The sequence below is a fragment of the Bacillus suaedaesalsae genome (assembly GCF_016890225.1).
GTDB classification, from domain to species: Bacteria; Bacillota; Bacilli; order Bacillales; family SA4; genus Bacillus_BS; species Bacillus_BS suaedaesalsae.
The window spans coordinates 147,676-173,350 of record NZ_JAFELM010000021.1; the positions used below are offsets into that span (position 1 = coordinate 147,676).

27 protein-coding genes and 1 pseudogene are annotated in these 25,675 nt (G+C 35.6%); 17 read left to right on the forward strand and 11 right to left on the reverse strand.

Annotated elements, in window-relative coordinates:
* The first annotated feature begins 4 nt into the window (after nt 1–4).
* Nucleotides 5–1,123, forward strand: coding sequence for a tripeptidase T (locus tag JR050_RS06765; protein ID WP_204202750.1), 1,119 nt, complete (start codon nt 5–7; stop codon nt 1,121–1,123).
* Nucleotides 1,124–1,183: 60 nt separating this feature from the next.
* Entirely contained in the window at nt 1,184–1,621 is a 438-nt protein-coding gene (locus JR050_RS06770; protein WP_204202751.1) for a VanZ family protein, read from the forward strand.
* Nucleotides 1,622–1,694: 73 nt separating this feature from the next.
* On the opposite strand, the pseudogene JR050_RS06775 reads toward JR050_RS06770, so the two are convergent.
* The 4 genes and pseudogenes from JR050_RS06775 to adh form a co-directional block, all read right to left on the reverse strand.
* Nucleotides 1,695–2,626 (reverse strand): annotated as a pseudogene (locus tag JR050_RS06775) (aldo/keto reductase family protein).
* A gap of 71 nt (nt 2,627–2,697) precedes the next feature.
* Nucleotides 2,698–4,401, reverse strand: a complete 1,704-nt coding sequence (locus JR050_RS06780; RefSeq protein WP_204202752.1) for a methyl-accepting chemotaxis protein — start codon at nt 4,399–4,401, stop codon at nt 2,698–2,700.
* 150 nt (nt 4,402–4,551) lie between these two features.
* A complete protein-coding gene (locus tag JR050_RS06785) occupies nt 4,552–4,908 on the reverse strand; it encodes a DUF779 domain-containing protein (RefSeq protein ID WP_204202753.1) in 357 nt (118 codons plus the stop codon).
* 3 nt (nt 4,909–4,911) lie between these two features.
* Nucleotides 4,912–6,432 carry an aldehyde dehydrogenase gene (gene adh, locus JR050_RS06790; protein ID WP_204202802.1) on the reverse strand — a complete coding sequence of 507 codons (1,521 nt, stop codon included), beginning with the start codon at nt 6,430–6,432 and terminating at the stop codon, nt 4,912–4,914.
* 485 nt (nt 6,433–6,917) lie between these two features.
* On the opposite strand from adh, the gene JR050_RS06795 reads away from it, so the two are divergent.
* The 7 genes from JR050_RS06795 to JR050_RS06825 all read left to right on the forward strand — a co-directional run bounded on the left by JR050_RS06795 (nt 6,918) and on the right by JR050_RS06825 (nt 12,253).
* Nucleotides 6,918–7,388, forward strand: coding sequence for a chemotaxis protein CheW (locus JR050_RS06795; RefSeq protein WP_204202754.1), 471 nt, complete (start codon nt 6,918–6,920; stop codon nt 7,386–7,388).
* A gap of 109 nt (nt 7,389–7,497) precedes the next feature.
* The gene (locus tag JR050_RS06800) at nt 7,498–8,745 is read left to right on the forward strand and encodes a DNA polymerase IV (RefSeq protein ID WP_204202803.1); all 1,248 of its coding nucleotides are present in this window, start codon (nt 7,498–7,500) and stop codon (nt 8,743–8,745) included.
* A gap of 5 nt (nt 8,746–8,750) precedes the next feature.
* Nucleotides 8,751–9,689, forward strand: a complete 939-nt coding sequence (gene rnz / locus JR050_RS06805) for a ribonuclease Z (RefSeq protein WP_204202804.1) — start codon at nt 8,751–8,753, stop codon at nt 9,687–9,689.
* Entirely contained in the window at nt 9,682–10,224 is a 543-nt protein-coding gene (locus JR050_RS06810) for a histidine phosphatase family protein (protein WP_204202755.1), read from the forward strand. Before rnz ends, JR050_RS06810 begins: the two co-directional genes overlap by 8 nt.
* Nucleotides 10,225–10,228: 4 nt before the next feature.
* Entirely contained in the window at nt 10,229–10,543 is a 315-nt protein-coding gene (locus tag JR050_RS06815; protein ID WP_204202756.1) for a YciI family protein, read from the forward strand.
* Nucleotides 10,544–10,551: 8 nt separating this feature from the next.
* On the forward strand, nt 10,552–10,869 hold the full coding sequence (locus JR050_RS06820; protein WP_204202757.1) for a hypothetical protein: 318 nt from the start codon (nt 10,552–10,554) through the stop codon (nt 10,867–10,869).
* Nucleotides 10,870–11,041: 172 nt separating this feature from the next.
* On the forward strand, nt 11,042–12,253 hold the full coding sequence (locus JR050_RS06825; RefSeq protein WP_204202758.1) for a sensor histidine kinase: 1,212 nt from the start codon (nt 11,042–11,044) through the stop codon (nt 12,251–12,253).
* Between the two features lie 288 nt (nt 12,254–12,541).
* Here JR050_RS06825 and JR050_RS06830 read toward each other — a convergent pair whose 3' ends face one another.
* The 4 genes from JR050_RS06830 to namA form a co-directional block, all read right to left on the reverse strand.
* Complete coding sequence (locus JR050_RS06830) at nt 12,542–13,078, reverse strand: hypothetical protein (protein ID WP_204202759.1); 537 nt, start codon at nt 13,076–13,078, stop codon at nt 12,542–12,544.
* A gap of 60 nt (nt 13,079–13,138) precedes the next feature.
* Nucleotides 13,139–13,723: a hypothetical protein gene (locus JR050_RS06835; protein ID WP_204202760.1), complete on the reverse strand. Its 585-nt coding sequence runs from the start codon at nt 13,721–13,723 to the stop codon at nt 13,139–13,141.
* 195 nt (nt 13,724–13,918) lie between these two features.
* Nucleotides 13,919–14,539 carry a LysE/ArgO family amino acid transporter gene (locus tag JR050_RS06840; RefSeq protein ID WP_204202761.1) on the reverse strand — a complete coding sequence of 207 codons (621 nt, stop codon included), beginning with the start codon at nt 14,537–14,539 and terminating at the stop codon, nt 13,919–13,921.
* A 61-nt stretch (nt 14,540–14,600) separates the two neighbouring features.
* Nucleotides 14,601–15,617: an NADPH dehydrogenase NamA gene (gene namA, locus JR050_RS06845; RefSeq protein ID WP_204202762.1), complete on the reverse strand. Its 1,017-nt coding sequence runs from the start codon at nt 15,615–15,617 to the stop codon at nt 14,601–14,603.
* A 151-nt stretch (nt 15,618–15,768) separates the two neighbouring features.
* On the opposite strand from namA, the gene JR050_RS06850 reads away from it, so the two are divergent.
* From JR050_RS06850 to JR050_RS06875, 6 genes are all read left to right on the forward strand, one after another.
* Complete coding sequence (locus JR050_RS06850; RefSeq protein WP_204202763.1) at nt 15,769–17,202, forward strand: FAD-binding oxidoreductase; 1,434 nt, start codon at nt 15,769–15,771, stop codon at nt 17,200–17,202.
* Complete coding sequence (locus tag JR050_RS06855; protein WP_204202764.1) at nt 17,199–17,753, forward strand: MFS transporter; 555 nt, start codon at nt 17,199–17,201, stop codon at nt 17,751–17,753. The genes JR050_RS06850 and JR050_RS06855 overlap by 4 nt, the downstream gene beginning before the upstream one ends.
* Before the next feature lie 308 nt (nt 17,754–18,061).
* Nucleotides 18,062–18,613, forward strand: coding sequence for a GNAT family N-acetyltransferase (locus tag JR050_RS06860; protein WP_204202765.1), 552 nt, complete (start codon nt 18,062–18,064; stop codon nt 18,611–18,613).
* 327 nt (nt 18,614–18,940) lie between these two features.
* Nucleotides 18,941–19,912 (forward strand): MBL fold metallo-hydrolase, encoded by a 972-nt coding sequence (locus JR050_RS06865; RefSeq protein ID WP_204202766.1) that lies wholly within the window; start codon nt 18,941–18,943, stop codon nt 19,910–19,912.
* Nucleotides 19,913–19,925: 13 nt separating this feature from the next.
* A complete protein-coding gene (locus JR050_RS06870) occupies nt 19,926–20,714 on the forward strand; it encodes an SDR family NAD(P)-dependent oxidoreductase (protein WP_204202767.1) in 789 nt (262 codons plus the stop codon).
* A gap of 72 nt (nt 20,715–20,786) precedes the next feature.
* Nucleotides 20,787–20,972, forward strand: a complete 186-nt coding sequence (locus tag JR050_RS06875) for a PAS domain-containing protein (RefSeq protein ID WP_204202768.1) — start codon at nt 20,787–20,789, stop codon at nt 20,970–20,972.
* Between the two features lie 65 nt (nt 20,973–21,037).
* Here the strand turns inward: JR050_RS06875 and JR050_RS06880 are convergent, their stop codons facing one another.
* A complete protein-coding gene (locus tag JR050_RS06880; RefSeq protein WP_204202769.1) occupies nt 21,038–21,928 on the reverse strand; it encodes a YitT family protein in 891 nt (296 codons plus the stop codon).
* Between the two features lie 144 nt (nt 21,929–22,072).
* Here JR050_RS06880 and JR050_RS06885 point away from each other — a divergent pair, with 144 nt between their 5' ends.
* Both JR050_RS06885 and JR050_RS06890 read left to right on the forward strand, forming a co-directional pair.
* The gene (locus JR050_RS06885; protein ID WP_204202770.1) at nt 22,073–22,792 is read left to right on the forward strand and encodes a hypothetical protein; all 720 of its coding nucleotides are present in this window, start codon (nt 22,073–22,075) and stop codon (nt 22,790–22,792) included.
* A complete protein-coding gene (locus tag JR050_RS06890; RefSeq protein WP_204202771.1) occupies nt 22,782–23,507 on the forward strand; it encodes a hypothetical protein in 726 nt (241 codons plus the stop codon). Before JR050_RS06885 ends, JR050_RS06890 begins: the two co-directional genes overlap by 11 nt.
* A gap of 117 nt (nt 23,508–23,624) precedes the next feature.
* Here the strand turns inward: JR050_RS06890 and JR050_RS06895 are convergent, their stop codons facing one another.
* The gene (locus tag JR050_RS06895) at nt 23,625–25,013 is read right to left on the reverse strand and encodes a DUF4179 domain-containing protein (RefSeq protein ID WP_204202772.1); all 1,389 of its coding nucleotides are present in this window, start codon (nt 25,011–25,013) and stop codon (nt 23,625–23,627) included.
* Nucleotides 25,006–25,530, reverse strand: coding sequence for a sigma-70 family RNA polymerase sigma factor (locus tag JR050_RS06900; protein ID WP_204202773.1), 525 nt, complete (start codon nt 25,528–25,530; stop codon nt 25,006–25,008). Before JR050_RS06900 ends, JR050_RS06895 begins: the two co-directional genes overlap by 8 nt.
* Nucleotides 25,531–25,675: the final 145 nt, after the last annotated feature.

Below are 25,675 nucleotides of genomic sequence, written 5' to 3' on the forward strand. Positions count from 1 at the left end.
AATCATGGTAAATCAAGAACGTTTATTAAACGAATTTCTTGAATTAGTTCAAGTTGATTCTGAAACAAAATTTGAAGCTGAAATCGCAAAAGTATTAAAAGAAAAATTTTCTTCTTTAGGTGTTGAAGTATACGAAGATGACACAACAGCCTTAACTGGTCATGGTGCAGGAAACTTAGTATGTACACTACCTGCGACAAAAGACGGAGTAGATACCATTTACTTCACATCACATATGGATACAGTTGTACCTGGTAAAGGTGTTAAGCCATCTGTTAAAGATGGTTACGTTGTGACGGATGGTACGACGATTTTAGGTGCTGACGATAAGACGGGTCTTGCAGCAATGTTTGAAGCGATTCGTGTTCTTAAAGAGAACAACATCCCTCATGGAACAATTGAATTTATTATTACAGTAGGGGAAGAGTCAGGCTTAGTAGGAGCAAAGGTTCTTGACCGTTCCAAAATTACAGCTAAATACGGCTATGCATTAGATAGTGACGGTAAAGTCGGAAATATCATTGTAGCAGCACCAACTCAAGCAAAAGTTAAGACAACAATTTTCGGTAAGACGGCTCACGCTGGTGTTGCTCCAGAAAAAGGGGTATCAGCAATTACAGTAGCTGCAAAAGCTATCGCTAAAATGCCACTAGGTCGTATCGATGAAGAAACAACGGCAAACATCGGTCGTTTTGAAGGTGGTCAACAAACAAACATCGTATGTGATCGAGTAGATATCCTTGCTGAAGCACGTTCATTAGTTCCTGAGAAGATGGAAGCACAAGTACAAAAAATGAAGGAAGCGTTTGAATCAACAGCTTCTGAAATGGGTGGACGTGCTGAAGTCGAAGTAACAGTGATGTACCCTGGTTTTAAGTTTGGAGAAGGTGACCATGTTGTTGAAGTAGCACGTCGTGCAGCAACTGCTATTGGACGTTCTTCAGAATTGCAACAAAGTGGGGGAGGAAGTGACGCGAACGTAATCGCAGGTCACGGAATTCCTACTGTCAACTTAGCTGTAGGATATGAAGAAATCCATACGACAAATGAAAGAATGCCAATCGAAGAGCTTGTAAAAACGGCTGAATTAGTAGTAGCAATAATAGAAGAAGTTGCAAAGTAATAATACGATTATTGAAGAGGCAGTTTTTTATGCCTCTTTTTCTTTTAGCGTGGAGGAATTATGAAATATAATAAATTGGCTGTTTGGGTTATGTTTGTTTGCTACTTAGGCTTATTGTTCTATTTATTATTTTTTTCTGCTTATCGAAATAATGTAAAAGGGATTATTGCTTATAATGTAATTCCGTTTGATTCAATTAAGAACTACATCAACCACTATGATGGATTTCGAATTTCGCGGCTAACGGATAACTTTTTTGGTAATATAGCTGCTTTTCTTCCCTTCGGATTCCTAATTCCATTGTTGTTTGAAAGAAATAATATTTATCTTATTTTCTTATACTCATTTTTGTTTTCATTTATTATTGAAATCACACAAATCTCATTTCGAGTTGGAGCTTTTGATGTAGATGATATGTTTTTAAATACAATTGGCGGTTTAATAGGTTATGTCTTAGTAAAAGTTTTCTTATTTAGTAGACATATGAAACTTAACTGATACCGCGAGGAAATTTAAACAAAAAGAAAAGAGCAAAATTTTTACTTCAATCCGCTCTTTCTTCTTGTCTATTTTATTTAATGAACAGTGTTTCGACTTCGAAAAATAATTCCTCTGGAACTTCCTTTTCAACAGCTCTTATATTCTCCTCAAGCTGTTCTAGTGCAGATGCTCCGACTAACGCACTAGATATATTCTCTTCCCGTAATACCCAATTCAAAGCAAGTTCGGTTAGAGTACAGTCATATTTTGATGCTATATCCTCAAGTCTTTTTACTATTTGGATGTTTTCTTCATTAAAAAGCTTATGGAAAAACTTGTTTGCACTTGGATTTGTTGCTCGGCTCTTCTTCGGAATTGTTGTATTGTATTTCCCTGTAAGAATTCCTTGAGCGAGTGGACTAAAGGCAATTTGTGATATGCCTAATTCCTTAGAATGAGGTAGAAGAGACTCCTCATTATCCCTTTTCAGAAGACTATACTCACATTGATTGACAATGATCTTATTTAATAAATATTGCTCGGAAGTCTGCACTGCATCACGTAATTGTTCAATGGTCCAATTGCTAACTCCAGCATAAAGTATTTTCCCTTGTTTAATCAGATCATCGAGAGTACGTAACGTCTCTTCAATAGGGGTATCGATATCATAATGGTGACAATAGAAAATATCGATATACTCCATATTCATTCGCTTTAAGCTTGCATTTACTTGTTCGGTAAGATGTTTTCTAGAGAGGCCTCTGCTATTTGGACCTTTACCGGTTGGCCAGAATGCCTTAGTTCCTACAACAAATTCATCACGAGGAACAATCTCCAATGCTTTTCCTAGAATCCGTTCAGCCTCACCGTCTTGGTAGGTGTTCGCAGTATCAAAGGAATTAATACCTAATTCCATCGCTGTATGAATTAATTGACTGAACCTATCTAAGATAAAGTTAAATAACTTCCTAAACTAATTTCACTTACTTTCAACACAGAATAACCAATCTTTCTGTATTTCATCCTTACACGTCCTTAATTGTTATAGTAAAAGGAAAAGCCTTGAGGTTTTTCCTCAAGGTCTATGTAATCCACTAAAATTTAAATTTATGTAGCTCCTCTTTTAATTCATTTGCAAAATGACTTAGGGAAGTCGCAGAGGCTGCTACTTCCTGCATCGTTGCTAGCTGTTCCTCTGAGGCTGCAGCAACATTTTGAGAATTAACAGATGTTGACTGTGCGATACTAGCAAGATGATTAACAGTCGAATTAACTTGATCCGCATTTGTTTCCATTTTTACAGCATAGGAAGACACTTCTTCAATTTTTTCAGTCACTAGTTGAATAGAGTCTAAAATTCTTGTAAATGCCTTACCTGTTTCAGATATGACATTTGTTCCGATTTCAACTTCTGTAGTTCCTTTTGTCATGGATTCCACAGCCAGGTTCGTGTCATGTTGAATTTGATTAATAAGTAATGAAATTTGATCTGCTGATGCCTTTGATTGTTCTGCAAGCTTACGTACTTCATCCGCAACGACTGCGAAACCACGACCGTGTTCACCTGCTCTTGCAGCTTCAATAGCAGCATTTAATGCTAGAAGGTTCGTTTGTTCAGCAATACCTGTAATTACTTCAACAATCTGTCCAATTTCAGTGGAGCTTTGTCCTAAATTAATCACTAGTTTTGAAGTGTTTCCAACAGATGTGTGGATAGATTTCATTTGGGAAACGGCCTTTTGAACAAGAGTGTGACCTTCTTTAGCTTGTATCGTAGTATTTTGTGATGCTTTTGTTACTTCTGTTGAAGAGTCAGCGATAAGCTTTACTCCTTCAGACATCTCACCAATTGCCAATACCGAATTTTTTGCACTTTGAGAAGAAGTCTCTGCTCCATGTGCAATTTCTTGTATCGATGTTGTAATTTGTTCAGCAGTAGAAGAAGATTGCTCCGCTGAAGCATTAAACTGTTCTGACGACGCAGCCACTTGGCTTGTTGTTTCAGAAATTCGTTCTAATAGTAGCTTTAAATTAAGAGTCATTTGATTTGATGCGTTTATTAATCTGCCAATCTCATTTTTGGATTTTGTTTGCAAGAGTTCACCACGAAGATCACCATTTGCAATTGTTTCTAATCGGTTAACTACTAGAGTAATCGATTTAGAAATATTACTTGCATTTAACATGGCTACAATAACGGCAACCACAATTGCAAGTACGGCTAAAATCGAAATCAATAGAACAGACTGTGACGAGAAGGCTTGAACCTCTTGAGCCTGTTTCGTTGTAAGGCTATTTTGTATTTCGACCACGTTTAACCATGCGTTAATAGCAGCTTTACTATACAATAAATCTTTCTTCTCCATTAACTGTATAGCAGCTTCTTTATTACCACGCTCATATAAAGGCATTACTTCGTCTGTAATAAAATTAGTCCATTTTACAGTCTTGTTATTTGCATCGAGTAAAGCACTTTTAACTGAATTAGATATGCGTCCTTCATTAACAGCAGTATGAAGAATTTCTTCTGTTTTTTTCGCATCTTCAGTTTCTTTTATGAACTGATTTTTTAATTCTTTACGATTAAACAAAATATAATCACGAGCAATTTTAGATCGGTTTGCAACACTAAAGGTCATTGAATTCGCATCTTCTAAAAAAGCCATATCATTTTGAGTAATTTTAACAACATCATTTGAGGTGGAGAAAATCGTATAAAAACTATACAGTGCTATTGCTATTAAAATTGTAAGTACTACAGCAAAACTAGCTAGTATTCTACCTTTAATACTTTTCATGATATATCCCCTTTAGGCGTCAATTATTAAAATTATATAATAGGGATATTATACCATGTTAATTGCAGGAAATAACTTATTTTTCGACAATATTCTAAATAATCTACACAACTAAGCAGACAACCTAAAGATGTCTGCTTAGTCTAATACTTAAAGTTCCAATTTTATACGTTCTTCCTCATTAAAAACTCTAGATCTCGTCAGAAATCTTACTCCTTCAGAACCTTCTACAGAAAACATTCCACCACGTCCCTCTACAACGTCAATGATGAGCTGGGTATGCTTCCAATACTCATATTGAGCTTTCGTCATATAAAATGGACAGTTTCCGATTTCTCCAAGTAGTACATCCGCCTCAGCAATTAGAAAGTCACCTTGTGGAAAGCACATAGGGGAGCTACCATCACAACATCCGCCGGACTGATGGAACAGTAATTCTCCATGTTTATGCTTAAGCTTTTCTATTAAGTCTAGAGCGCTTCTTGTCGCAATTACTTTCAAAACCATGGATCAAAAGAATCCAAGTTTTTGTGGGCTATAGCTTACTAGCAAGTTTTTCGTTTGTTGGTAGTGACCTAACATCATTTTATGATTTTCACGACCAATTCCAGAAGATTTGTACCCACCAAAGGCAGCATGAGCCGGGTACGCATGATAACAGTTAGTCCATACACGTCCAGCTTGAATTTCTCTTCCAAAGCGGTATGCTGTATTCATATCACGTGTCCAAACTCCTGCGCCTAAGCCATACAAAGTATCATTGGCAATCTCTAACGCTTCAGCTTGATCTTTAAACGTAGTTATAGATACTACGGGTCCGAAAATCTCTTCCTGGAAGATTCTCATTTTGTTGTGACCTTTGAATACAGTCGGCTTAATATAATAGCCACCTTCTAAATCCTCAGATAAGTAGTTTCTTTCTCCACCTGCTAACACTTCAGCGCCTTCTTGTTTTCCAATTTCAAAGTAAGAAAGGATTTTCTCTAATTGTTCAGTAGATGCTTGAGCACCAATCATTGTGGAAACATCTAATGGATTTCCTTGTTTAATCTCAGCTACACGAGCTAATGCTTTTTCCATAAAGCGGTCATAAATGGATTCCTGAATTAAAGCACGAGAAGGGCAAGTGCATACTTCGCCTTGATTTAAGGCAAACATAACAAAACCTTCAACTGCTTTATCTAGGAAATCATCATCTTGGGCCATTACATCTTCAAAGAAGATATTTGGTGATTTTCCACCAAGTTCAAGAGTAACAGGAATAAGATTTTGAGATGCATATTGCATGATTAAACGACCCGTTGTCGTTTCACCAGTGAATGCAATCTTAGCAATGCGACTGCTGGATGCAAGAGGTTTACCTGCTTCTAATCCAAAGCCATTTACAATATTAACGACCCCAGGTGGTAATAAGTCTTCAATTAACTCCATCAGAACCATAATCGATGTAGGCGTTTGCTCTGCTGGTTTTAATACTACACAGTTACCTGCTGCTAGTGCTGGAGCTAACTTCCACACTGCCATTAGAATAGGAAAGTTCCAAGGAATAATTTGACCAACAACTCCAAGCGGCTCATGGTAATGATACGCAACAGTGTCGTGGTCAATTTCAGATAATGAACCTTCCTGAGCTCGAACTGTTCCTGCAAAGTAACGGAAGTGGTCAATTGCAAGTGGTAAGTCAGCAGCTAAAGTTTCTCGTACTGGCTTTCCGTTATCCCACGTTTCAGCAACAGCTAACATTTCAAGATTTTGCTCCATACGGTCTGCGATTTTATTTAAGATATTTGCTCTTTCTGTAACTGACGTACGTCCCCAAGCCGCTTTTGCCTCATGTGCTGCGTCTAACGCAAGTTCAATATCTTCAGAAGTTGATCGTGCTACTTCACAAAATGCTTTCCCAGTGACAGGTGTTACATTTTCAAAGTATTGACCGCCTGCAGGTGCCGTCCATTTTCCGCCGATGTAGTTTTCATAGCGACTTTTAAAAGTTATCTTCGAATCAGCTTGTCCAGGTTGTGCAAAAATCATCATTCATTCCCCCTAAGAAATAGTAGCCTGTTGCTAAAACATGCTTGTAGTAAAGTGTATGCGTTTTCATAGAGTTGAGAACTAGATTTAATAAATAATTTTCTTTACTAGTTTTGATGTGCATTCTGTATAAATTACATCTCACGTGTTCTACGTAAGGGAGACTTTATTATAATGGAATGTAGTAAGATTGCTAAGACAATGGATGATTTTACTACTGGTTAGGCATAGATTTGTATATTGGAAGAGAAACTAGAAAGCATCATGATATTGGAATACTAGTCTTTCGCCATAATCAATGGAATATAAGAGAATACGTAATCCATTGGGAGTTTCAAAAGGTAATCAATAGAGAACTTCAATCATTGGAAGGTGAGTACTTTCATCTGTTTTTGTGTAGTTAAATTATTCCACGCTCTTCTCTATATGCAATTCATATAGTATGATATTCATATAGATGCGCCAAAAGTAATAGGAGGTAAGTAATGATGAGTGAAACACTAGTTTTTGATAAAGTTGTTGTATTCCAAGCAAAGGAAGAAGAATTCGGTATTCCGATTCAATACGTTGTATCAATTGAAAAAATGCAACCTCTAACTTCAATTCCAAATATGCCTTACTATATGAATGGCGTAACAACTGTTCGTGGTGATGTGACACCAATTTTAGATGCAAATCAAATTCTTTACAAAACTAAAAGTGAAATTACAGAACAATCAAGAATGATTATTGTAAAAACAGATACCCTTTCTTTCGGTATTATCGTTGATGATGCAAAGGAAATTATTGATATCCCTGCAGAATCTGTTCAACAAGTTGGATTACTAGTTTCAGACGCCTCTTCGTATTTAGTAGGAGTAGCAAATCTAGAAAATAGACTACTATCTCTATTAGACCCAACTAAACTTCTAAGCACTCTTGCTGAAATGGACGATGTAAAAAAACAACTTCAATAATACTTATGTAAAGGTCCGAATAGGGCCTTTTTTATTTGCCTTTTTCCATGTAAAGACTTTATGATAAAGGTAATTGTAAAAGGTAAAGGGTGTAGAAGTGTTGAAACAAATGTATCCTATAAATGGTCGAGTCATTCTTCATGTTGATATGAATAGTTTCTATGCTTCTGTTGAGGTTGCATATGATCCTTCTTTGAAAGGAAAGCCACTTGCGATTGCAGGGAATCCTGAGGAGAGAAGAGGGATTATTGTTACATGTAGTTATGAAGCTCGAGCATTAGGGGTAAAGGCAACGATGCCATTATGGGAAGCAAAGCGATTGTGTCCGAATTTAATCATTAAGACCCCGAATTTCGATCGTTATCGAAAAGCTTCTTTAGAAATGTTCGAATACCTCCGTACATACACCGATCTTGTTCAGCCTGTTTCAATTGATGAAGGCTACATGGATATTTCTGATTGTTACAATTTAGGAACACCGTACGAAATTGCTCAAAAAATCCAAAAAGAACTCCAAGATAACTTAAAGCTGCCTAGCAGTATCGGAATTGCACCCAATAAATTTTTAGCCAAAATGGCTTCAGATATGAAAAAGCCACTAGGAATTACAATATTACGTAAGCGTGACGTAGAAAAAGTGTTATGGCCACTGCCAGTTGCTGAGATGCACGGTGTAGGTACAAAAACAGCTGAAAAGTTAAAACCAATACATATAACAACAATCGGTGATTTAGCGAATGCTAATGAAATTCAAATAAAAGCAATATTAGGCATTAATGGGGAAAGGCTCAAACAACGGGCGAACGGAATAGATGAGAGAGTGGTAGATCCAGATGCTATCTTTGAGTTTAAAAGCATTGGAAATTCTACAACACTACCTGAAGACACAACAGATGAAGAAATATTGTATGGGGTTTTACGAAGGTTAGCGGATTCTGTTTCAAGACGATTGAAACGGAAGGAATCACTTGCTCGCACTATTCAGATTGTCATACGGTATTATGATCGAAAAACGATAACAAGAAGTAAAAAACTTGAAAACCCCGTTGTCGAAGCGAAAGATGTATATGAAGTGGCACTTCAATTATGGAAAAAGCATTGGAATGAAGAGCCTGTTCGATTAATTGGAATCACCACAATGGACCTTATCGAGAAAAAGGATGCATTCAAACAGCTAGATTTATTTTCATATGAAGAAGATGCAAAGAAAGAGCCTCTTTTTAATACAATTGAGAAATTACAATCAAAATTTGGAAAAGATGTTATTAAAAAAGGGATTACGGCCAAGACAGAAGAATCAAAAACAAAGGGCACCAGTTTTAATAAAGATTTTTTACAATCAAGAGAGGATTCGTGAAGACTATGGAGTTAGTATTTTTAGGAACAGGGGCTGGTGTACCAGCAAAGGAGAGAAATGTATCAGCAATTGCTCTTCAATTGTTAGAGGAGAGAGGAAGTACATGGCTTTTTGATTGTGGTGAGGCAACACAGCACCAAATTTTACATACGTCCATAAGGCCACGTCGCATTGAAAAAATCTTCATTACTCATTTACACGGTGATCATATCTTCGGACTACCAGGATTACTTGGGAGTCGCTCCTTTCAGGGTGGAGAAACAGAGCTTACTGTCTACGGCCCAATCGGTATTAAGGAATTCATTGAAGTTTCTCTTAAAATAAGTAAAACACATTTACGTTATCCATTATCCATAGTGGAAATTGAAGAAGGTGTTATTTTTGAGGATGAGCAATTCATCATAGAGGCTGGTCTTCTTGAACATGGTATCTCATGCTTCGGATATCGAATTGTCGAAAAGGATTTACCAGGTGCGCTACAAGTGGAAAAATTAAAAGTTCTCGGTGTAAAACCAGGACCGATATTTAAACAGTTAAAAAAAGGTGAGCTTGTCACACTAGAAGACGGAACCAGACTTGATGGCAAAGAGTTCATAGGGCCGTCAATGAAAGGTAGAATCGTAACGGTTTTAGGAGATACACGGTTTACGGAAACTGCAATTCATTTAGCAAAGGATGCAGATGTACTTGTTCATGAAGCCACTTTTAGTGGAGAGGAAGCCCAGTTAGCACATGAGTATTATCATTCAACAACCATTCATGCCGCGAAAGTAGCAGAAGTAGCAAAGGTGAACAAGCTTCTCCTCACACATATTAGTTCGCGTTATCAAAAGGATGATGTATACAGGCTTCGAGAGGAAGCAAGGACTGTCTTTAAACAAGTAGAAGTGGCTCACGATTTATTTCCATATGTCATTGAAAGGAATGGGAAAAAACATGAATAAGATTTTATACGTGGTTCGTCATTGTAAGGCATCTGGACAGGAGCGGGAAGCAAGTTTAACTGAGGAAGGGCAGCAACAAGCAAACGAACTTTCTGAGTTTTTAAGTGAGTATCCCATTAAAAGGATCATCTCAAGTCCTTATAAAAGAACTGTGGAATCGATCCTTCCATATGCAGAGAAGGTGGGTATTGAAATCGAAAAAGACGAACGACTTGGAGAACGATTATTAAGTCCAAGTAATCAATCAAACTGGCTTGAATTATTAGAGCAGTCCTTTCAAGATTTATCCTTTACTCTAGAAGGCGGCGAATCTTCACAAGATGCAATAAACAGAGTGAAATCTCTAATTGAAGAATTGGTAGAGGTACCAGAAGAGCATATCGCATTAATTAGTCATGGGAATTTAGCAACTTTATTATTAAAAATATTTGATGAAGTATATGGTTTTGACGAGTGGAAAGCAATGTCAAACCCAGATGTATATATGATCCAACTTAAAAGTGATGGTAGAGAAGTAAGAAGAATTTGGAGATGATGAGATGAAAGAACAATATCTATATCAATTAAAATTAATTCCGTCACTGTTGAATGAAGATAATTGGACTGAGCGAGAAAATGAGATTGTCAAAGAGCATTTTCATATGCTGCAGGACCTGTGTGAACAAGGAATCGTCATGATGGCAGGTCGAACATTAGTTATGGAGGAATCAGGGTTCGGAATTGTTATTTTAGAAGTTGATACAGAAGAAGAAGCAAAAGAGATAATGAAATCGGATCCAGCTGTAAAGCATGGTGTGATGACGGCAACATTATTCCCATACCGGGTTGCTTTATTCCGTGATTCCAAAAGGTAGGGTTCATTATGCCATTACGTGAGGTAACGAAAAAAAGAAAAGGGAAGGCGAATAAGCGGACAGCTATGAATCGTAGGACAATCATGATCCGTACGTTAAGAGCAGCAGGTTTCTTGTTGGTCGGAATTGTTATCGTATATTTCTATTATTTATATGAGACTGGTAGCTTACTAGCATTTTTCCATGCTTTGAAAATTAAAGAGGGCTTTCAAACTATAGTTGATGATGTCACAGAACATCCATTCAAAATAGGATTTTATCTTATTTATAGCTTAGCTATCCTCGGAATAGGATTTTGGCTGGGAAGAAAGAAGTGGATTAAGTAGAGTAAACAGCTAGAAGGGGGAAACTTACAATCAGTTTGAGGATGTAATAGCATTTTGTCTAGAAATTTGGAACTTCAATTATTACCGAGATTTCTATACCTTAAATCATGTGTGATAGAATATAGGGAACTTACAAATTAAGCGTGCGCTGTTAGTAGAAGGGATAAGAAGTATGGAGATCAATTATACTAAAATTAATCATAAGTTATATTACAGCACAGTATTAGTGGTAATTACACTTATGCTCCTTGGGCTGATTGTTGATAACCCGCTTCTTCATCATCTTGGAGTAGGCTATATTACCCATGGTGTTCTAGTTTTCCTATTTTCAACTTGCTTATTAATTTATCCTAAATATAAGTCACATTTTCTTAGAATTATCATCATCATCGTAGCATCTACATACTTTTATACCATCTTCTTCTTATATCCCAATACGTGGTCGAACTTTATATTTTTATGCTTTATTCCTGCCATCTCAATTTTGTTTTTTGATATAAGACTTTTTTATTTTTCTTTACTAGTAAATACCTTCTCAATCATTAGTCTTTTTAGCTATATTGCTATGGTTGATCAAGGACATCTTTATCCTTATATAAGAGAAGACTTAATCGGTAATATTATTAACTTCTTAGGAAGCCAAGCCATTCTATATTTTATATTTTACCTATCATATGGACGATTGAAGAAACAGCAGCTTTACTATGAGCAAATAAAACAATCAGAACGTCTGAAAACAACTGGGCAACTGGCTGCTGCTGTGGCACATGAGATTAGAAATCCATTAACAGTAGTTAAAGGTTTTTTACAATTGTATGAGAAAGATAATAATAATGTTAATAGTAAGAGGCATTACTCGTTAATGATTGATGAATTAAACACGGCAGAACAGGTAATTTCTCAATTTTTATCAATTGCGAAGCCGGACAAGGACACTCAAATTGAGCTAGTAAATGTTAAGAACGTACTTCAAAGTGTAACGGATCTACTCAATACTTATGGACTCCTACATGATAATAAGATTGTACTTGAGAGGGTAGAGGATTGTTATATTGCTGCAAATACTATTGAGTTTAAACAACTCTTAATTAATATTATTAAAAATGCCATTGAAGCATCAAAAGTCGGTGATTCTGTTGTCATCACCGCTGAGAGAAAAAAAGACTTGGTTGAAATTAATGTCATTGATCGTGGACAAGGTATGTCAAAAGAAGAGATGAATTCTCTTGGTACCCCATTTTACTCGTTAAAAAGTAAAGGGACCGGTCTAGGGATGATGATTTGCTTTAATATTGCTACAAAGTATAAAGGAACCATTCACTTTGATAGTGTAAAAGGTAAAGGAACAACGGTTACGATTCGGTTTCCGGCAAAATTAGGATAAGTAAAGAGGGTTGCAACTAGGCAACTCTTTTTTTATAGAGAAGTTATATGAAGATATATACAAAAACTAAAGAGTGCATATTGAGAAAAGGAAACATAGCTAAAAATGTTCCCTTATTTATATCTAATATAATAGTGCCTATTTAAATTGAGTGGCACCTTCATTGAAAATATATACATTTGTAAACCGATAGGAAGAATTACCAATTGCTAAAAGGTAGTTCTTGGATTTTGGCTAGAGAAAGAAACGGAAATAAAGAACCTTTCGTATAGTAGAAAGGTTCTTTCCTTATGCATCATATTGAGTTTTTAATTTGGTAATAGTATCTAAAATATCCTCTGAATCGTTTACTACAAGATTAAAGTTAAGTTCTTTTAACTGTTTAAAAAACAAATTAGCACCATGCAGAAGAGCGGTAATCGTTTCATATCTAGGTAATCTCCAACTATCAATAATGGTATCCTCTTGAATAATAGATATTGTTATTTCTTCATGATTGTTTTGAACAAATGTTAACGCCAGCTCAAATGGATGATAGACAAATGGAGCAGAAACGTGTCGATGATTAGTAAGTAAGTTTAGGCATTGTATTATGTTATACCATAATCCATCAACACTATCATTGTAGGCTGTTCCTAGAATGGTAGTTTGGCCATGCTTAATTTCAATCATGCCTGGATAGACGGGATGGGTAGTGGAGATATGTTTTAATACTTTTTCCCTATCGTTTACTTCAATGAAATATTGATTACGATGTATTGAGGCTTTTTCTATATCATCAATTAATACATTTGGTTTTAAAAAATAGCTAGTTACTTCAATCATATTTAGACTCCTTTATGAAAGGATGAAGATAGGGAGAATGGTTCTCCCTATCTCTATTTATTAATATTTTTTTACACCAAGTCCCCAACCATCTGGATACATCGTAATAACCTTGCCACCTTTTACTACTAACTTGACTTTATAAGCTGTATTTCCATACACATAACCATACACAACAGTTCCCGAACTAGAAAAACCATAATTAGCAATTTGAGTTTTATTGCTATTGATAATATTAGCGATTACATTTTCATAAAAACCTATAGAATAGCCCGGATTAAAAAAAGATTGTGTAGTTGTCGGATTTCCAATAAATTGTTCTGGTACATGTCTTGATAAAATGTGTGTCATTCCATAGCTTGAGCAGCTCCCAAAGTCTAGCTTAACTGTTTTGTTCGTAGCAACAGTATAACTTGCAATGGTTTGATCTGAGTATGTAGTTGGTAACCGGAAGTATCCCTGTGTAGCATTGTTTACTTGGCCACATGATTTGTTATAAAAATCTTGGCCGGTTGGTTGATATTCAATGTAGTTGCTGTAAATGTTCCAAGAATAAGTAGCGGCGTTAACATTGAACGTAGGAGCGAGAAAAAGTGCGACAGTTAATAAAGATAAAAACAAATTCCTTACAAGTTTTAGTTTCATACGTGTATTCCTCCATTATTGTGAAATGACCAACGAATGAAACTATAGCATCTATTTGTTACTAAAAAATTAAAATTTTCTCAATTTTATTACACTTAGATTAAATAATAGTTAAATATTGGGCTTTTAAGTAAAAAAAGGAAAAATGAACTATGTGTTGTTTCCCCTTTTTATGACTTAAGTACTGGAGAAAAATTATAGGATTGCTTCTCTGATTAACTGATAAAATAGAGTAAATGCAATAACCCATATAATAATAGCTGAAAGATAATTGATTCGTTTTAATAGCTTTGTTGAAGTATCAAGTTTTCCTAATGCTCTGCCAGTTAACGCTAAGGTGAAAAACCAAATCCATGAAATGAAGATACATCCAATTGTAAATAAAAATTTTTCAGTACCTTCATACACAATGGAACTTGTACCGATGACTCCGATTGTGTCTAGAATAGCGTGTGGATTTAATAATGAGACAGAAAGGGCAAATCCAATTTGTTCTTTAATGGATAATGGAGTTTTCTTCTCTGTTTTTGTAGAAGTAGTTGTCCTCCAAATTGTCCATCCCATATATAGTAAAAAAAAGGAACCAATTAATAGAACGATAGGTTTGAGCCACAATATTTGAAAAATGAGTAACGATACACCTGAAATAGCAAGACTAATTAATAGTGTATCGCATAAAGAAGCAGTTATAACTGCTGGCAATGCGTAAAGAAAGGACCTTTGAGTGGCACCTTGATTAAAAACAAATACATTTTGTACACCAAGAGGAAGTATTAAACCAATTGCTAAAAGGGCACCGTGGAAAAGTGCTAGCATGAAAGTCACCACCAAAAAGAAATAGAACCGAAGTGCCTTGCACTCCGGTTATTTATGATTGTTACCATCCACGGTCATATTGCTTAGGGGATGGGATTGTAACGCCTAATTGCTTTGCAGCTGTTCGTGGCCAGTAAGGATCCCGTAAAAGTTCACGTGCTACAAATATAAGATCAGAACGATCATTTTGCAAAATTTCCTCTGCTTGGTTCCCTGTTGTAATGAGTCCAACTGCTCCAGTTGCGATATTTGCACCATTTCGAATTGTTTCTGCGAAGCCTACCTGATAACCAGGATATACATTGATAGCTGCAGGAACTACAGCACCTGAACTGACATCAATTAAATCAACACCCTGTTCTTTCATCCAGTTGGCATATGTAACATAATCTTCGGGAGTTAGTCCATCAGGATGATAATCGTGAGCAGATACCCTTACAAATAAAGGGCCGTCCCAAACCGTTTTGACCGCATCGATGATTTCGCGAAGGAATCGATAACGATTTTCCGGATTTCCACCGTATTCATCTTCTCTTTTATTAGAAAGTGGAGATAAAAATTCATTAATTAAGTATCCATGTGCACCATGAAGCTCAATAATGTCAAAGCCAGCTTCCTTCGCACGAGCAACACCTGCTTTGAATGCTTCCACAGTTTTTTTAATCACTTCTATACTCATCTCAATCGGTAATTTTGATTTTTCATTAAAGGCGATAGCAGAAGGTGCGATAATGTCTTCATTCGTCATAGATTTACGACCCGCATGTGCAATTTGAATGGCCGTTTTTGCACCTTGTTCCTTCATCATATTCACAAGTGTCTTTAACCCAGGAATATGGTCATCACTCCAAATTCCAAGATCTTGATTGGAAATTCGGCCTTGTGGCGTTACCGCAGTAGCTTCTACCATAATTAACCCAACTTGCCCAACAGCACGACTTACATAATGAGTGAAATGCCAATTTTGAACCATCCCATCTTCATTATGTGACGAATACATACACATAGGTGACATAACAACTCGATTTTTTAATGTTACGTCTTTTATTTGAAATGGGCTAAAAAGCTTTGCTTCCATTCTAACTCCTCCTTCATGAAATAATTTTCTCTATTTATAGTACCACTTCCTCGTGAAAACCTTCTAGAAATGTGCTTTCTTTTTTTTATGAAGGAAAAACCTTCTTTCTTACAGAATTACTAATCATACTTTTTTATGTAGGAGACATTTTATGAAAGAAAAAATTATCATATTTCTAATCATTTTTACTTATGTTATTCTTCTCATTTCCTCAATGTTTTTCAATAAAGATGGATCCGTTGAAATGACAGATGTGAGTCAATTAATGCCCGTAAAAGTAGAGAAAGTTGTCAAAGGGAAAGAAGAGCAATCAATTCTTCAAGTAATCAAAGAAGCCAATGAAAATGGAAAAAAAGTTTCCATAGCTGGTAAGAGACATAGTATGGGTGGACATACGTATTATAAAGACTCCATTGTCCTAGATATGACGACTTATAATGACATACTAGATTTTAATTTAGACAAAAAGACAATTACTGTTCAAAGTGGCGCAACGTGGAATGATATTCAACAATATGTAAATCCATACGGTTTAGCAGTAAAGGTCATGCAGTCACAAAACATTTTTACGATTGGTGGTTCACTCAGTGTAAATGCTCACGGACGTGATATTCGTTACGGTTCATTAATTGATTCGGTACGATCATTTAGATTGCTAACTGCGGAAGGTGAGATTCTTCATGTAAGCAGAGAGGAAAACGAAGAGTTGTTTTATCTCGTCATCGGTGGTTATGGACTATTCGGTGTTATTTTAGACGTTGAACTAGAATTAACGGAAGATGAGCTTTATGTAATGCAAACGAAGGCAATGAGTTATGACGAGTACACCAATTATTTTGTGTCTTCCGTCAAGGAAAATGAAGAGGTGAGAATGCATTTAGCAAGAATCTCAACTTCTCCTGAAAATTTCCTAACTAAGATGTACGTAACAGATTATGTGTTTGCCTCAGAGCAAAAGCTATTAACAGATCATGATAAATTAAAGGAAGACCGCGCCACGTGGCTAACGAAGTTTCTACTAGGTCTGTCTCGTCATTACGATTGGGGTAAGGAAATGCTTTGGAATATGCAAGAAAAGTATTTTCACTCTATTAATGGTGAACTTGTCTCAAGAAATAATGTGATGAGATCGGAATCTAAATTTCTAGAATATGAGGACGCAAATGACACAGACGTTTTGCAGGAATATTTCGTACCCATTCATCATTTCACACCTTACATTGATGACTTAAGAGAAGAGCTTTCAGATGAAGAGCTAAATTTAGTGAATATCACGATTCGTTATGTAAATAAAAATGAAGATGCAGTCCTTTCCTATGCAAAGGATGATATGTTTGCTCTTGTTTTATTAATCAATCAAGGATTATCAGAGGAAGAATCAGAAAAAGCAAAGCAAATTGTTCAAAAGATGATTCAAGTGACACTTGAGCATAATGGAAGTTATTATTTACCTTACATGCCATATCCGACGAAGGATCAGTTAACAAAAGCGTACCCAAGATCAATAGAGTTTTTTGAGAAGAAGCTTGTATATGACCCTGATGAGTTGTTTTATAACTACTTTTATAAGGAGTATAAACAATGAACTCTCAGCAACGATTAAAGATATTCATGATGTCGCAAAGTATCACATTCTTTGCCAGTAGCTTAATTTTTCCTTTTTATATTTTGTTTTTGAAAAATGTCGGTTCGTCCTTTACCACATTTGGATTTTCTTACGGATTATTTGGGTTAAGCTCAGCTTTAATTTATCCACTTCTCGGAAAAGTCTCAATGCATATCGAAAACCGAATGTTTATGTTTGTACATTGTTTTGGTATGGCTCTTACTTTACTTACTTTTCCACATATTACTGAAGTAAATCAAGTATATGTAATTCAAGTTATTCTTGGGTTACTTGGTGCTCTGCAAAAGCACGGAGAAAAGATGTTGTTAGTAGATTACACGGACAAAAGCAATCGAGGACAAAAGCTAGGAAGCTACCACTTTTGGACTGCTCTTTTTTCATCTTTAGCTGTCATGTCGGCAGGTATTTTAGCAGATTTCTTTACAATCGACGCGATCTTCTACGGAAGTTCAATTTTATATTTTGTAAGTGGTCTATTGTTGTTGAATAGGAAGTTAGTAACTGATTAGAAACGAGGTTGATTTGTGAGGTATGTAAAGTTCATTTCCCTCCAATTTATTATGTTTACATTAATATTTTTGGTTAATTATCAGTTTGATCGCTATATTAGTAAACCATTTACACGTGTAGATTTATTCGCAATATTGATTAGTATTCCGGTTATCTTACTAATTTATCAATTAGTAGTGACATTATATAAGTCATTTAGTATGATAAGTAATCTAAATAAGGTATTAATTTCCATTCCTGTTTTGATTCTATCAATTTTTTTTATAGGGTTTATGGAGCAATTATTGTTTTAAAAGGGAGTAATACGATGCTAATAGATAATAAAGAGTTTACTAGTAAAGGGTTGCATTATACGATACGATCTGCCGTACTTAAGGATGCAGACTCACTTTCACATTTAAGATTGCAAATTGATGGTGAAACGGAAAAACTGGATCGTGAACCAGGTGAAGCTTTCATTGATAGAGAAGGGTTTGAACAATTGATAATAATAGACTCTGAAAATGAGAGGAACATTTTCTTAGTGGTCGAGATTGGAGATAAACTCGTTGCATTCTCTAGATGTGAAGGAAATCCATTAAAAAGATTTTCACATAAGGTAGAGTTTGGTGTCGGTGTTTTAAAAGAGTTTTGGGGATATGGGATTGGGAAGAATTTATTAAAAGAGTCCATTAAGTGGGCTGACGAAAACAACCTTAGCAAAATGACGTTACAAGTCTTAGAAACAAATGATAAGGCTGTAAAACTATACGAATCACTTGGTTTTGAAGTAGAAGGAGTATTAAAGAGGGACAAGATACTTTCGGATGGAAACTACTATAACACGATTGTAATGGGAAGATTTATGAATAAGAAGTGAACTTACTAATTTGAATAAGTTACCAAAAATACAATTAAGAGAGTTAACACTGTAAGATGAAAAGATCGTTAGCAATGGTGATAATGCTAGCGAAGATTGGGTATTACGACAAGGTCCATTAAGGATGATCCTGATTAGTGAAGAATTTATGACATTACATGGAAGTCCCATTGTAAAGGTACACAGCTAATGTGTTCCTTTTGACGTATAGAATAATCATGTTTAATTTAATTATTTGAAAATAACGACAAAGGCGAATGGAAAAGGTAAACTTAAATGATATAATTATCCTGAGAAAATATAGTTACATAGAATGGAGGGTTACCTTTGAATAGGCTTACTTCTTACTCAAATGGAATCCATTGTATAAGTTTACCGACCCCTTTTGCTGTTGGGGATGTAAATGTTCATATTGTTGAATCTGAGAAATTAACGTTAATAGATGCTGGTGTAAAAACAGAAGAAGCTTGGCAAGTATTTAAAAATGAGCTACAACATATTGGGTATTCTTATACTGATATCGAACAGGTTGTAATCACACATCATCATCCTGATCACGTTGGAATGTTAGATTTCTTATCCACAGATATACCCATTTTTGGTCATCGTTTCAACCGTCCATGGATTACAAATGATGAAGTATTCTTTAAGCATCATGATCAATTTTACTTAGATTTGTTTGTAAATCTTGGATTGGATGAGGCACTTTTGGAAAAAGCAGCTCATCTAAAAGACCCTCTTGCCTTTAATTGCCATCGTGAATTAACACATGAATTACAAGAAGGAGATAAGATACCAGGTTTACCTGGCTGGGAGGTACTAGAGACTCCTGGTCATGCACAAAGTCATATTGCTCTTTACCATAAAGAAAATAGTCTATTATTAGGTGGCGATTTGTTAATTGGACACATTTCTTCTAATCCTTTATTTGAACCACCAATGAAAGGGAATGAACGACCGAAAACCCTTTTGCAATATAACAGTTCATTAAGAAAAATAAGTGACCTTGATTTAGATGTTATTTATACTGGACATGGTAGTATAATAAACCATGCAACTGAGTTGATAAAAGAGAGATTGCATAAACAAGAAAAACGAGCAGAACTAGTTTTAGAACTGCTTAAGAAAAATGGTCCGCAAACTTGCTTGCAGCTATGTCAGTCTTTATTTCCTCAAGTATATAAAAGAGAAGTGGCCCTTACATTGTCTGAAACGTTAGGTCAGCTAGATTACCTGGAGGAAGATAACTATATTCAGGTTGATCGTACTAAAGTACCGTGGCTGTTTTATTCTATATAAAGGTGGATCAACAATGAAGTTACAATGGAAAAATATAGTAATTACTGGTGCATCAAGTGGAATTGGGGAAGAAATTGCTTATTTAGTTGCCAAAAAAGGTGGTACACCTATTCTAATAGCTAGAAGCGAGGATCGATTGAAGCGAGTTTCCAGTACAATTAAAGAAAAATATCACATCGATAGTCCATATTATGTGTTGGACGTGCAGCAACTTGAGAAAATTGATGAAACGATTCAACATATCACAAATAAAGTGGGTACGATCCATGTACTCATAAATAATGCTGGCTTCGGTGTATTTGATGCTGTGGAAAACATTAATTTACATGATATGAAATCCATGTTTGAAGTGAATGTGTGTGGCCTTATTGGAATGACGAAGTCGGTTATACCGTTTATGCTCCAGCAGAACGAAGGACATATTATTAATGTCGCATCACAAGCGGGGAAAATTGCGAGTCCGAAATCGAGTGTCTATTCAGCAACGAAACATGCAGTACTAGGATTTACAAATAGTTTGCGAATGGAATTAAACATGACAAATATTCATGTTACATCAGTAAATCCTGGGCCGATTCGAACAAGATTTTTTGATACCGCAGATAAATCCGGGAACTATGTTAAAAACGTTCAAAGGTATATGCTAGACTCAGAATACGTAGCGGGAAAAATAGTTGATGCAATTTATACACAAAAGCGTGAAATCAATTTGCCTAAATGGATGAATGCTGGTAGCGTACTATTTCAATTATTCCCATCGTTTATGGAAAAGACAGCTGGAAAAGTCGTGTTTAAAAAATAATACGCTGAAACTTTGACAGACTAAACGATAAGTTTAGTCTGTTCTTCTTTTATAGAAGGAGAGGTGTAGTTAATGCAAATAGAAGATCCACTTTCAGTGCTAGAGCATATGCCAACTGGTGTTATGGTATTAGATACAAAAGGGTCTATTGCTTACATAAATGAATCAGGGAAAGCAATATTAGGAGTATTTGCTAATGATGATCTGCATCATTTACTATCTCGTTTTTTATCACATCAGGAAACAAAGATAAAGTGAAGCTTCCATCAGCGAATTTCTGATGGTTAGCCTGAACTAATCGGGACGCCCTGAGCCTTTTGCTCTTAGTGAATTGCTTTTTTCTTAAATCTACCTCCACGAACCTCTGCAATATCTGCCATCGCTAAAAAGGCATGGGGGTCAATTTCTTCAACAATTTCTTTCAGTTTTGCTTCCTCAAGTCGTGTAATAACACAGAATATAACTTTTTTCCCTTCACCTGAGTAAGCTCCTTCACCATTTATATATGTAACACCTCGTCCTAAACGACTCATGATCGCATCCCCAATTTGCTCGTGGCAATCACTTATAATCCACGTTGATTTGGACTCGTCTAGTCCTGTGATCGTGACATCAATGGATTTAAATGCTACAAAATACGCAATCAATGAATACATTGCTCGGTCCCATCCGAATACGAAACCTGCACTTCCTAAAATAAAGATGTTAAAAAACATAATAACTTCACCGACTGAAAACGGAACACGCTTATTGAACAGTATTGCTAGTATTTCAGTTCCGTCCAGTGACCCACCATATCGAATAACTATTCCTACTCCAACACCGAGAATGATTCCTCCGAAAACAGTTGCGAGTAAAAGGTCTTGTGTAAATGCAGGAACAGGATGTAAAAGTGTTGTAGCGACTGATAGTATGGTAATTCCGTACATAGTTGAAATAGCGAACGTTTTCCCAATTTGCTTATATCCAATGAAGAAGAAGGGGATGTTTAGAACAAATAAGAATAATCCTAGCTTCCAACCTGTTAAGTAGGAAAGAATAATGGATATTCCAACGATTCCTCCATCTATAACTTTGTTAGGGACTAAGAAAATCTCAAGTCCAACGGCCATAAGTATTGCACCGATCGTTATTAAAATTCCTCGTTGAAGAATCTTGAGTCCTGATAGCCTTTTGTGTTGAATTTTTTGAGACGCTCCTTCAAAATTAACCATAAATCTCCCCCTTCACATGTCTCTTCATTCCGTTTTTTTCCCATCACTATCCTTTAGTAAAAGATATGATAAGTTCTTTCGTAATATATACGTGAAGAAAAATTAGAATGTTATAATAATAAAAAACGGTGAGGAGTTACATATATGGTCCTGATTGATTGGGTATTTTTAATTTTGGCATGGGTGATAATCGGCATTTTCTTTTATCGTTTATATCAGAAAAAAATAGAAAAGCCAAAACTATGGAAGTCAATAGTCGTGGTTTTCATAGGACTGTTTTCGTTTTCTATCAACTTACCTTTTAAGGAATCTATTTTAAATATTGCGATCTTGCCACTAGGAATCTTTCTATTATACTTGGTTATTGGTCGTAATCATCAAGGAGAGCGCTGGTTAAGGTATCGATCCTTTGCCTGGCTTGGCTTTTTCGGTAATTATGTATTTCTTGCGTTTGCACTTGTAACTCCGTATATTGGTGATCTAATTTATCCAAAGGATTCACTCAGTACCTATATATCTTCCATAAAGGATGCACAGGTCATTACTATACATCCATCTGCATCTAGTAATTCCATTAACGAAACAAGTCTTCAAGAACAGATTAAGTCTGCTTCAGAGCAAGAAATAGTTAGTGAGGAATGGTATGCAGAAGCACATGAGTCTCTCGAAATAAAAGGGAGAAAAGAAAAGTTTCCGTATCAATTAGTTGGAGTAGAGCCTAAAGTAGGAAGTGGTTTACATACTATGATCTACATTGAGCAAGATGGGAAAGGTCTTCTTGTGTCCACTCAGAAGCGACAAGTATATTTCCGCACCGAGCAGCCAATCTTGATGTGGGAAGAGGGTGATGGAAATGAAGACTAATAAGAAAATACTAGTAATGAGTGGCATAGCGTTAGCTCTAGTAACGACCATATATGTTTATCTATTTTTCCTTTCGGAACCAAATGACTTGCCTAGTGAAAGGTTAATGTTAAAGGGTATCAACGAACTGCAATCGGAAGTTCAAGCTGAGGTGTTGCAAGATAAAATCTTTTTAACCGATAAGGCTGTGTTTGTTCCATTTGTTTCAGAATCAGGGGACTATGGAGCAAGTTATTGGACATGGAAAAAGGGAAAATGGAGGATTGCGCATATCGAAGCAAATGATGGACCAAGAATTTGGAAAATTAACCCTCATGATCCATCTACGTTTCATTTTGTTTGGAATTTACATCCCAATGATGACGTTCAAAATCTATCTTTCTATTTAATCAAAAGACGTTATTTTCAAGTTTCTGACGGAGTTGCCACATATGATCCGCGAGTTCAGATGAACGTATCCTTACCCTTAGACTCACTCTCTTATGGGACACTCAAACTACCTAATGAATGGGCGGTATCACTTGAAGAATTTTTACAAATAAAAGATCCAAATCGTTCTCTTGAACAGTTTTATTCTTTCGAATGGATTGCATATGATAAAGAGGGTAAAGAATTTATACCATCTAAATCATTAATGGGTGGTTCCACGTCAGCTGGTTTTGAAAATGAAATCATTGATTTTATTCCATTGGTGACTGAGTTTGAATTAGAATAATGGGGAAAAGCGACTGATTTTCAGTCGCCTTTTTCATTCTCTTATAAGTGTATTCGCATTAAGCCCTAGTACTCTTCTTACACTAAACTCACAACTATTTTCTTGATTCTATCTATCCTAGTTATATTTCTTTTTATATTCACGTGAAATTTTTTCTTTAGACATTCCTTGTAATGTTGTTGTTTCGGTGGTTTTCCATTTGCCATTTACTTTTTGAATAGAAGTTACGATGTCCATACCATTATCATTTTTATAGATGATTAATCCAGTCTCCTCTCGTAACAATGCGACGGGTGCTATATCCTCTCTACTATCTATGTTATTATTTTGAAGGAATTCAGCAGCAAACCTAACTCCCGTAATAGAGAGGTCCGTTTTTGTATATTCACCAAGCTCTAAGTCTAGATATTTTACAACTTCATTTACCATGCGTTCTCTTACGTACGTTTCTTCACTTGGCTTATAATCAAAGAATTTATATTCTTGATTACTAATTGGTTCACTTGTTAGTTTGGTCAAATCTATTTCGATTGCTAGTTCTTCTAGTTCCTTTTCTGAGTAATCTGAGTCAACTTTCACAGGTACGATTGTCACTACCTGTTCCTTCTTAATTGGACCAAACAAGGATTCAACCTTCAAATAATCTAAATTAAATCTTGTTAAATAATGTTGTTGAATATTTTCTTCAATTAGTTCTAACATGGTACCGTCTTGTTCATAAAGGTGAAAGGTATAGGTATCTTCAAGTCGTTCATTGCTTTCTATTGATAGCTTAATCATTGTTCCACTCGGCGTTGAACTAATTGTTTCCACTAGAAGCTCTTTGTTATCGTGTTCTGCACGTTGATTAACTTCGTATTCTCTACTAAATTCTTCGATGGATACAGGAAATTCGAAGTCCCATTTCCCTGTTTTATTTAAAACTTCATGAAAAGAAATGTTTAAATTAAATGTATCTGGTAAATTACGTTCACTTTGGATGGCTCCAATTAAATACCCATCCTCTATCGTTATTTTGTTTCCATAGCTCATTATATTTTGACCGTCAACTAGTAGTTGAACCTCAGGATATCCCTCAAATATCTCATTATCTTTTAGCAGTTCCGGCTTAATTGGAATTTTATAACCGATTACTAATCGAAATTTATCATAATAAACGTCTGTGATGGTAATTGGAATATCATGATCAACTACAGTTTCGCCAATTGATTTTATAAGTCCTTTTTTTGATGCCTCATGAAGACCACTATCTTGAGTAGATAAAATGGACCCTAAAACCGGGATGTGCTGAAGCATCTTTGCAAAGGCTGGTGAGACAAACGATGCACCAATGAAAAAAATAAATAAGGAAGCGACAATAGCTAAACCATAAATCTTTTTATTAATTCTTGAGCCACGTGTCTTCTCACCATTTTTGATTGCCCTATGTATGGCGAAATTTAGCTTTTCTTCTGGAATTGGTATATTCTCTATTTTTATCTTAAAATGTTGCACCTCGTTATTCATTGATACAGTCCTCCTTTAAGTATCCTCTTAGTAACTGAAGTGCTCGGTGTAAATTAGATTTCACGGTTCCTTCTGGACAATCTAATATTTCAGCAATTTCTTTATTCGGCAAATCTTCATAATACTTTAGAATAATGATGGACTTGTGTCGTTCATTCAATTGGTCAATTGCGTTGTATAAATCTAGACTTCCATCGACTTCAACCGTTTTTGTTGGGATTGATTCTACTATCTCATTGATTAATGGAACAACTTTCTTTTGTTGTTTTAAAAAGTCTAGCGCACAGTTAATCGTAATGCGCTTTAACCATGCCGAGAAAAGTAACGGATCTTTTACGCGATGAATCGAGATATACGCTTTATAAACTGCATCCTGGACAATATCAACAGCATTGTCTTCGTTTTTTACATAAAGGTAAGCGATGCGATACAGTCTACCTTTTTCGTTTTCCATAATCTTTTCAATGGACTTTTTATGACCCTTCATAGCTTTTTTTACATCTTTTTCTGTATACATGTTTGCCTCCTCTCTTATACTAGACTTTTCTATTGTAAGTTTCGTTCCATAAATTTTAATAATTTTATTATAGCTTTATATGACTTGTGTGAGGAGATTACTAGGTTTTAATGTGCAGGAGTTTCCTAGTTTCATAGAGAACGTA

Excerpts from the sequence above, each read along its gene's own strand:
- JR050_RS06800 (WP_204202803.1), top strand. The coding sequence starts at position 7,498 with ATGTATCCTATAAATGGTCGAGTCATTCTTCATGTTGATATGAATAGT.
- JR050_RS06770 (WP_204202751.1), top strand. The coding sequence starts at position 1,184 with ATGAAATATAATAAATTGGCTGTTTGGGTTATGTTTGTTTGCTACTTA.
- JR050_RS06875 (WP_204202768.1), top strand. The coding sequence starts at position 20,787 with ATGCAAATAGAAGATCCACTTTCAGTGCTAGAGCATATGCCAACTGGT.
- JR050_RS06830 (WP_204202759.1), bottom strand. The coding sequence starts at position 13,078 with ATGATTGAAGTAACTAGCTATTTTTTAAAACCAAATGTATTAATTGAT.
- JR050_RS06880 (WP_204202769.1), bottom strand. The coding sequence starts at position 21,928 with ATGGTTAATTTTGAAGGAGCGTCTCAAAAAATTCAACACAAAAGGCTA.
- JR050_RS06890 (WP_204202771.1), top strand. The coding sequence starts at position 22,782 with ATGAAGACTAATAAGAAAATACTAGTAATGAGTGGCATAGCGTTAGCT.
- JR050_RS06780 (WP_204202752.1), bottom strand. The coding sequence starts at position 4,401 with ATGAAAAGTATTAAAGGTAGAATACTAGCTAGTTTTGCTGTAGTACTT.
- JR050_RS06870 (WP_204202767.1), top strand. The coding sequence starts at position 19,926 with ATGAAGTTACAATGGAAAAATATAGTAATTACTGGTGCATCAAGTGGA.
- JR050_RS06765 (WP_204202750.1), top strand. The coding sequence starts at position 5 with ATGGTAAATCAAGAACGTTTATTAAACGAATTTCTTGAATTAGTTCAA.
- JR050_RS06855 (WP_204202764.1), top strand. The coding sequence starts at position 17,199 with ATGAACTCTCAGCAACGATTAAAGATATTCATGATGTCGCAAAGTATC.
- JR050_RS06820 (WP_204202757.1), top strand. The coding sequence starts at position 10,552 with ATGCCATTACGTGAGGTAACGAAAAAAAGAAAAGGGAAGGCGAATAAG.
- JR050_RS06895 (WP_204202772.1), bottom strand. The coding sequence starts at position 25,013 with ATGAATAACGAGGTGCAACATTTTAAGATAAAAATAGAGAATATACCA.
- JR050_RS06885 (WP_204202770.1), top strand. The coding sequence starts at position 22,073 with ATGGTCCTGATTGATTGGGTATTTTTAATTTTGGCATGGGTGATAATC.
- JR050_RS06840 (WP_204202761.1), bottom strand. The coding sequence starts at position 14,539 with ATGCTAGCACTTTTCCACGGTGCCCTTTTAGCAATTGGTTTAATACTT.
- JR050_RS06810 (WP_204202755.1), top strand. The coding sequence starts at position 9,682 with ATGAATAAGATTTTATACGTGGTTCGTCATTGTAAGGCATCTGGACAG.
- JR050_RS06795 (WP_204202754.1), top strand. The coding sequence starts at position 6,918 with ATGATGAGTGAAACACTAGTTTTTGATAAAGTTGTTGTATTCCAAGCA.
- JR050_RS06860 (WP_204202765.1), top strand. The coding sequence starts at position 18,062 with ATGCTAATAGATAATAAAGAGTTTACTAGTAAAGGGTTGCATTATACG.
- JR050_RS06900 (WP_204202773.1), bottom strand. The coding sequence starts at position 25,530 with ATGTATACAGAAAAAGATGTAAAAAAAGCTATGAAGGGTCATAAAAAG.
- JR050_RS06785 (WP_204202753.1), bottom strand. The coding sequence starts at position 4,908 with ATGGTTTTGAAAGTAATTGCGACAAGAAGCGCTCTAGACTTAATAGAA.
- adh (WP_204202802.1), bottom strand. The coding sequence starts at position 6,432 with ATGATTTTTGCACAACCTGGACAAGCTGATTCGAAGATAACTTTTAAA.
- JR050_RS06825 (WP_204202758.1), top strand. The coding sequence starts at position 11,042 with ATGGAGATCAATTATACTAAAATTAATCATAAGTTATATTACAGCACA.
- namA (WP_204202762.1), bottom strand. The coding sequence starts at position 15,617 with ATGGAAGCAAAGCTTTTTAGCCCATTTCAAATAAAAGACGTAACATTA.
- JR050_RS06835 (WP_204202760.1), bottom strand. The coding sequence starts at position 13,723 with ATGAAACTAAAACTTGTAAGGAATTTGTTTTTATCTTTATTAACTGTC.
- JR050_RS06850 (WP_204202763.1), top strand. The coding sequence starts at position 15,769 with ATGAAAGAAAAAATTATCATATTTCTAATCATTTTTACTTATGTTATT.
- rnz (WP_204202804.1), top strand. The coding sequence starts at position 8,751 with ATGGAGTTAGTATTTTTAGGAACAGGGGCTGGTGTACCAGCAAAGGAG.
- JR050_RS06815 (WP_204202756.1), top strand. The coding sequence starts at position 10,229 with ATGAAAGAACAATATCTATATCAATTAAAATTAATTCCGTCACTGTTG.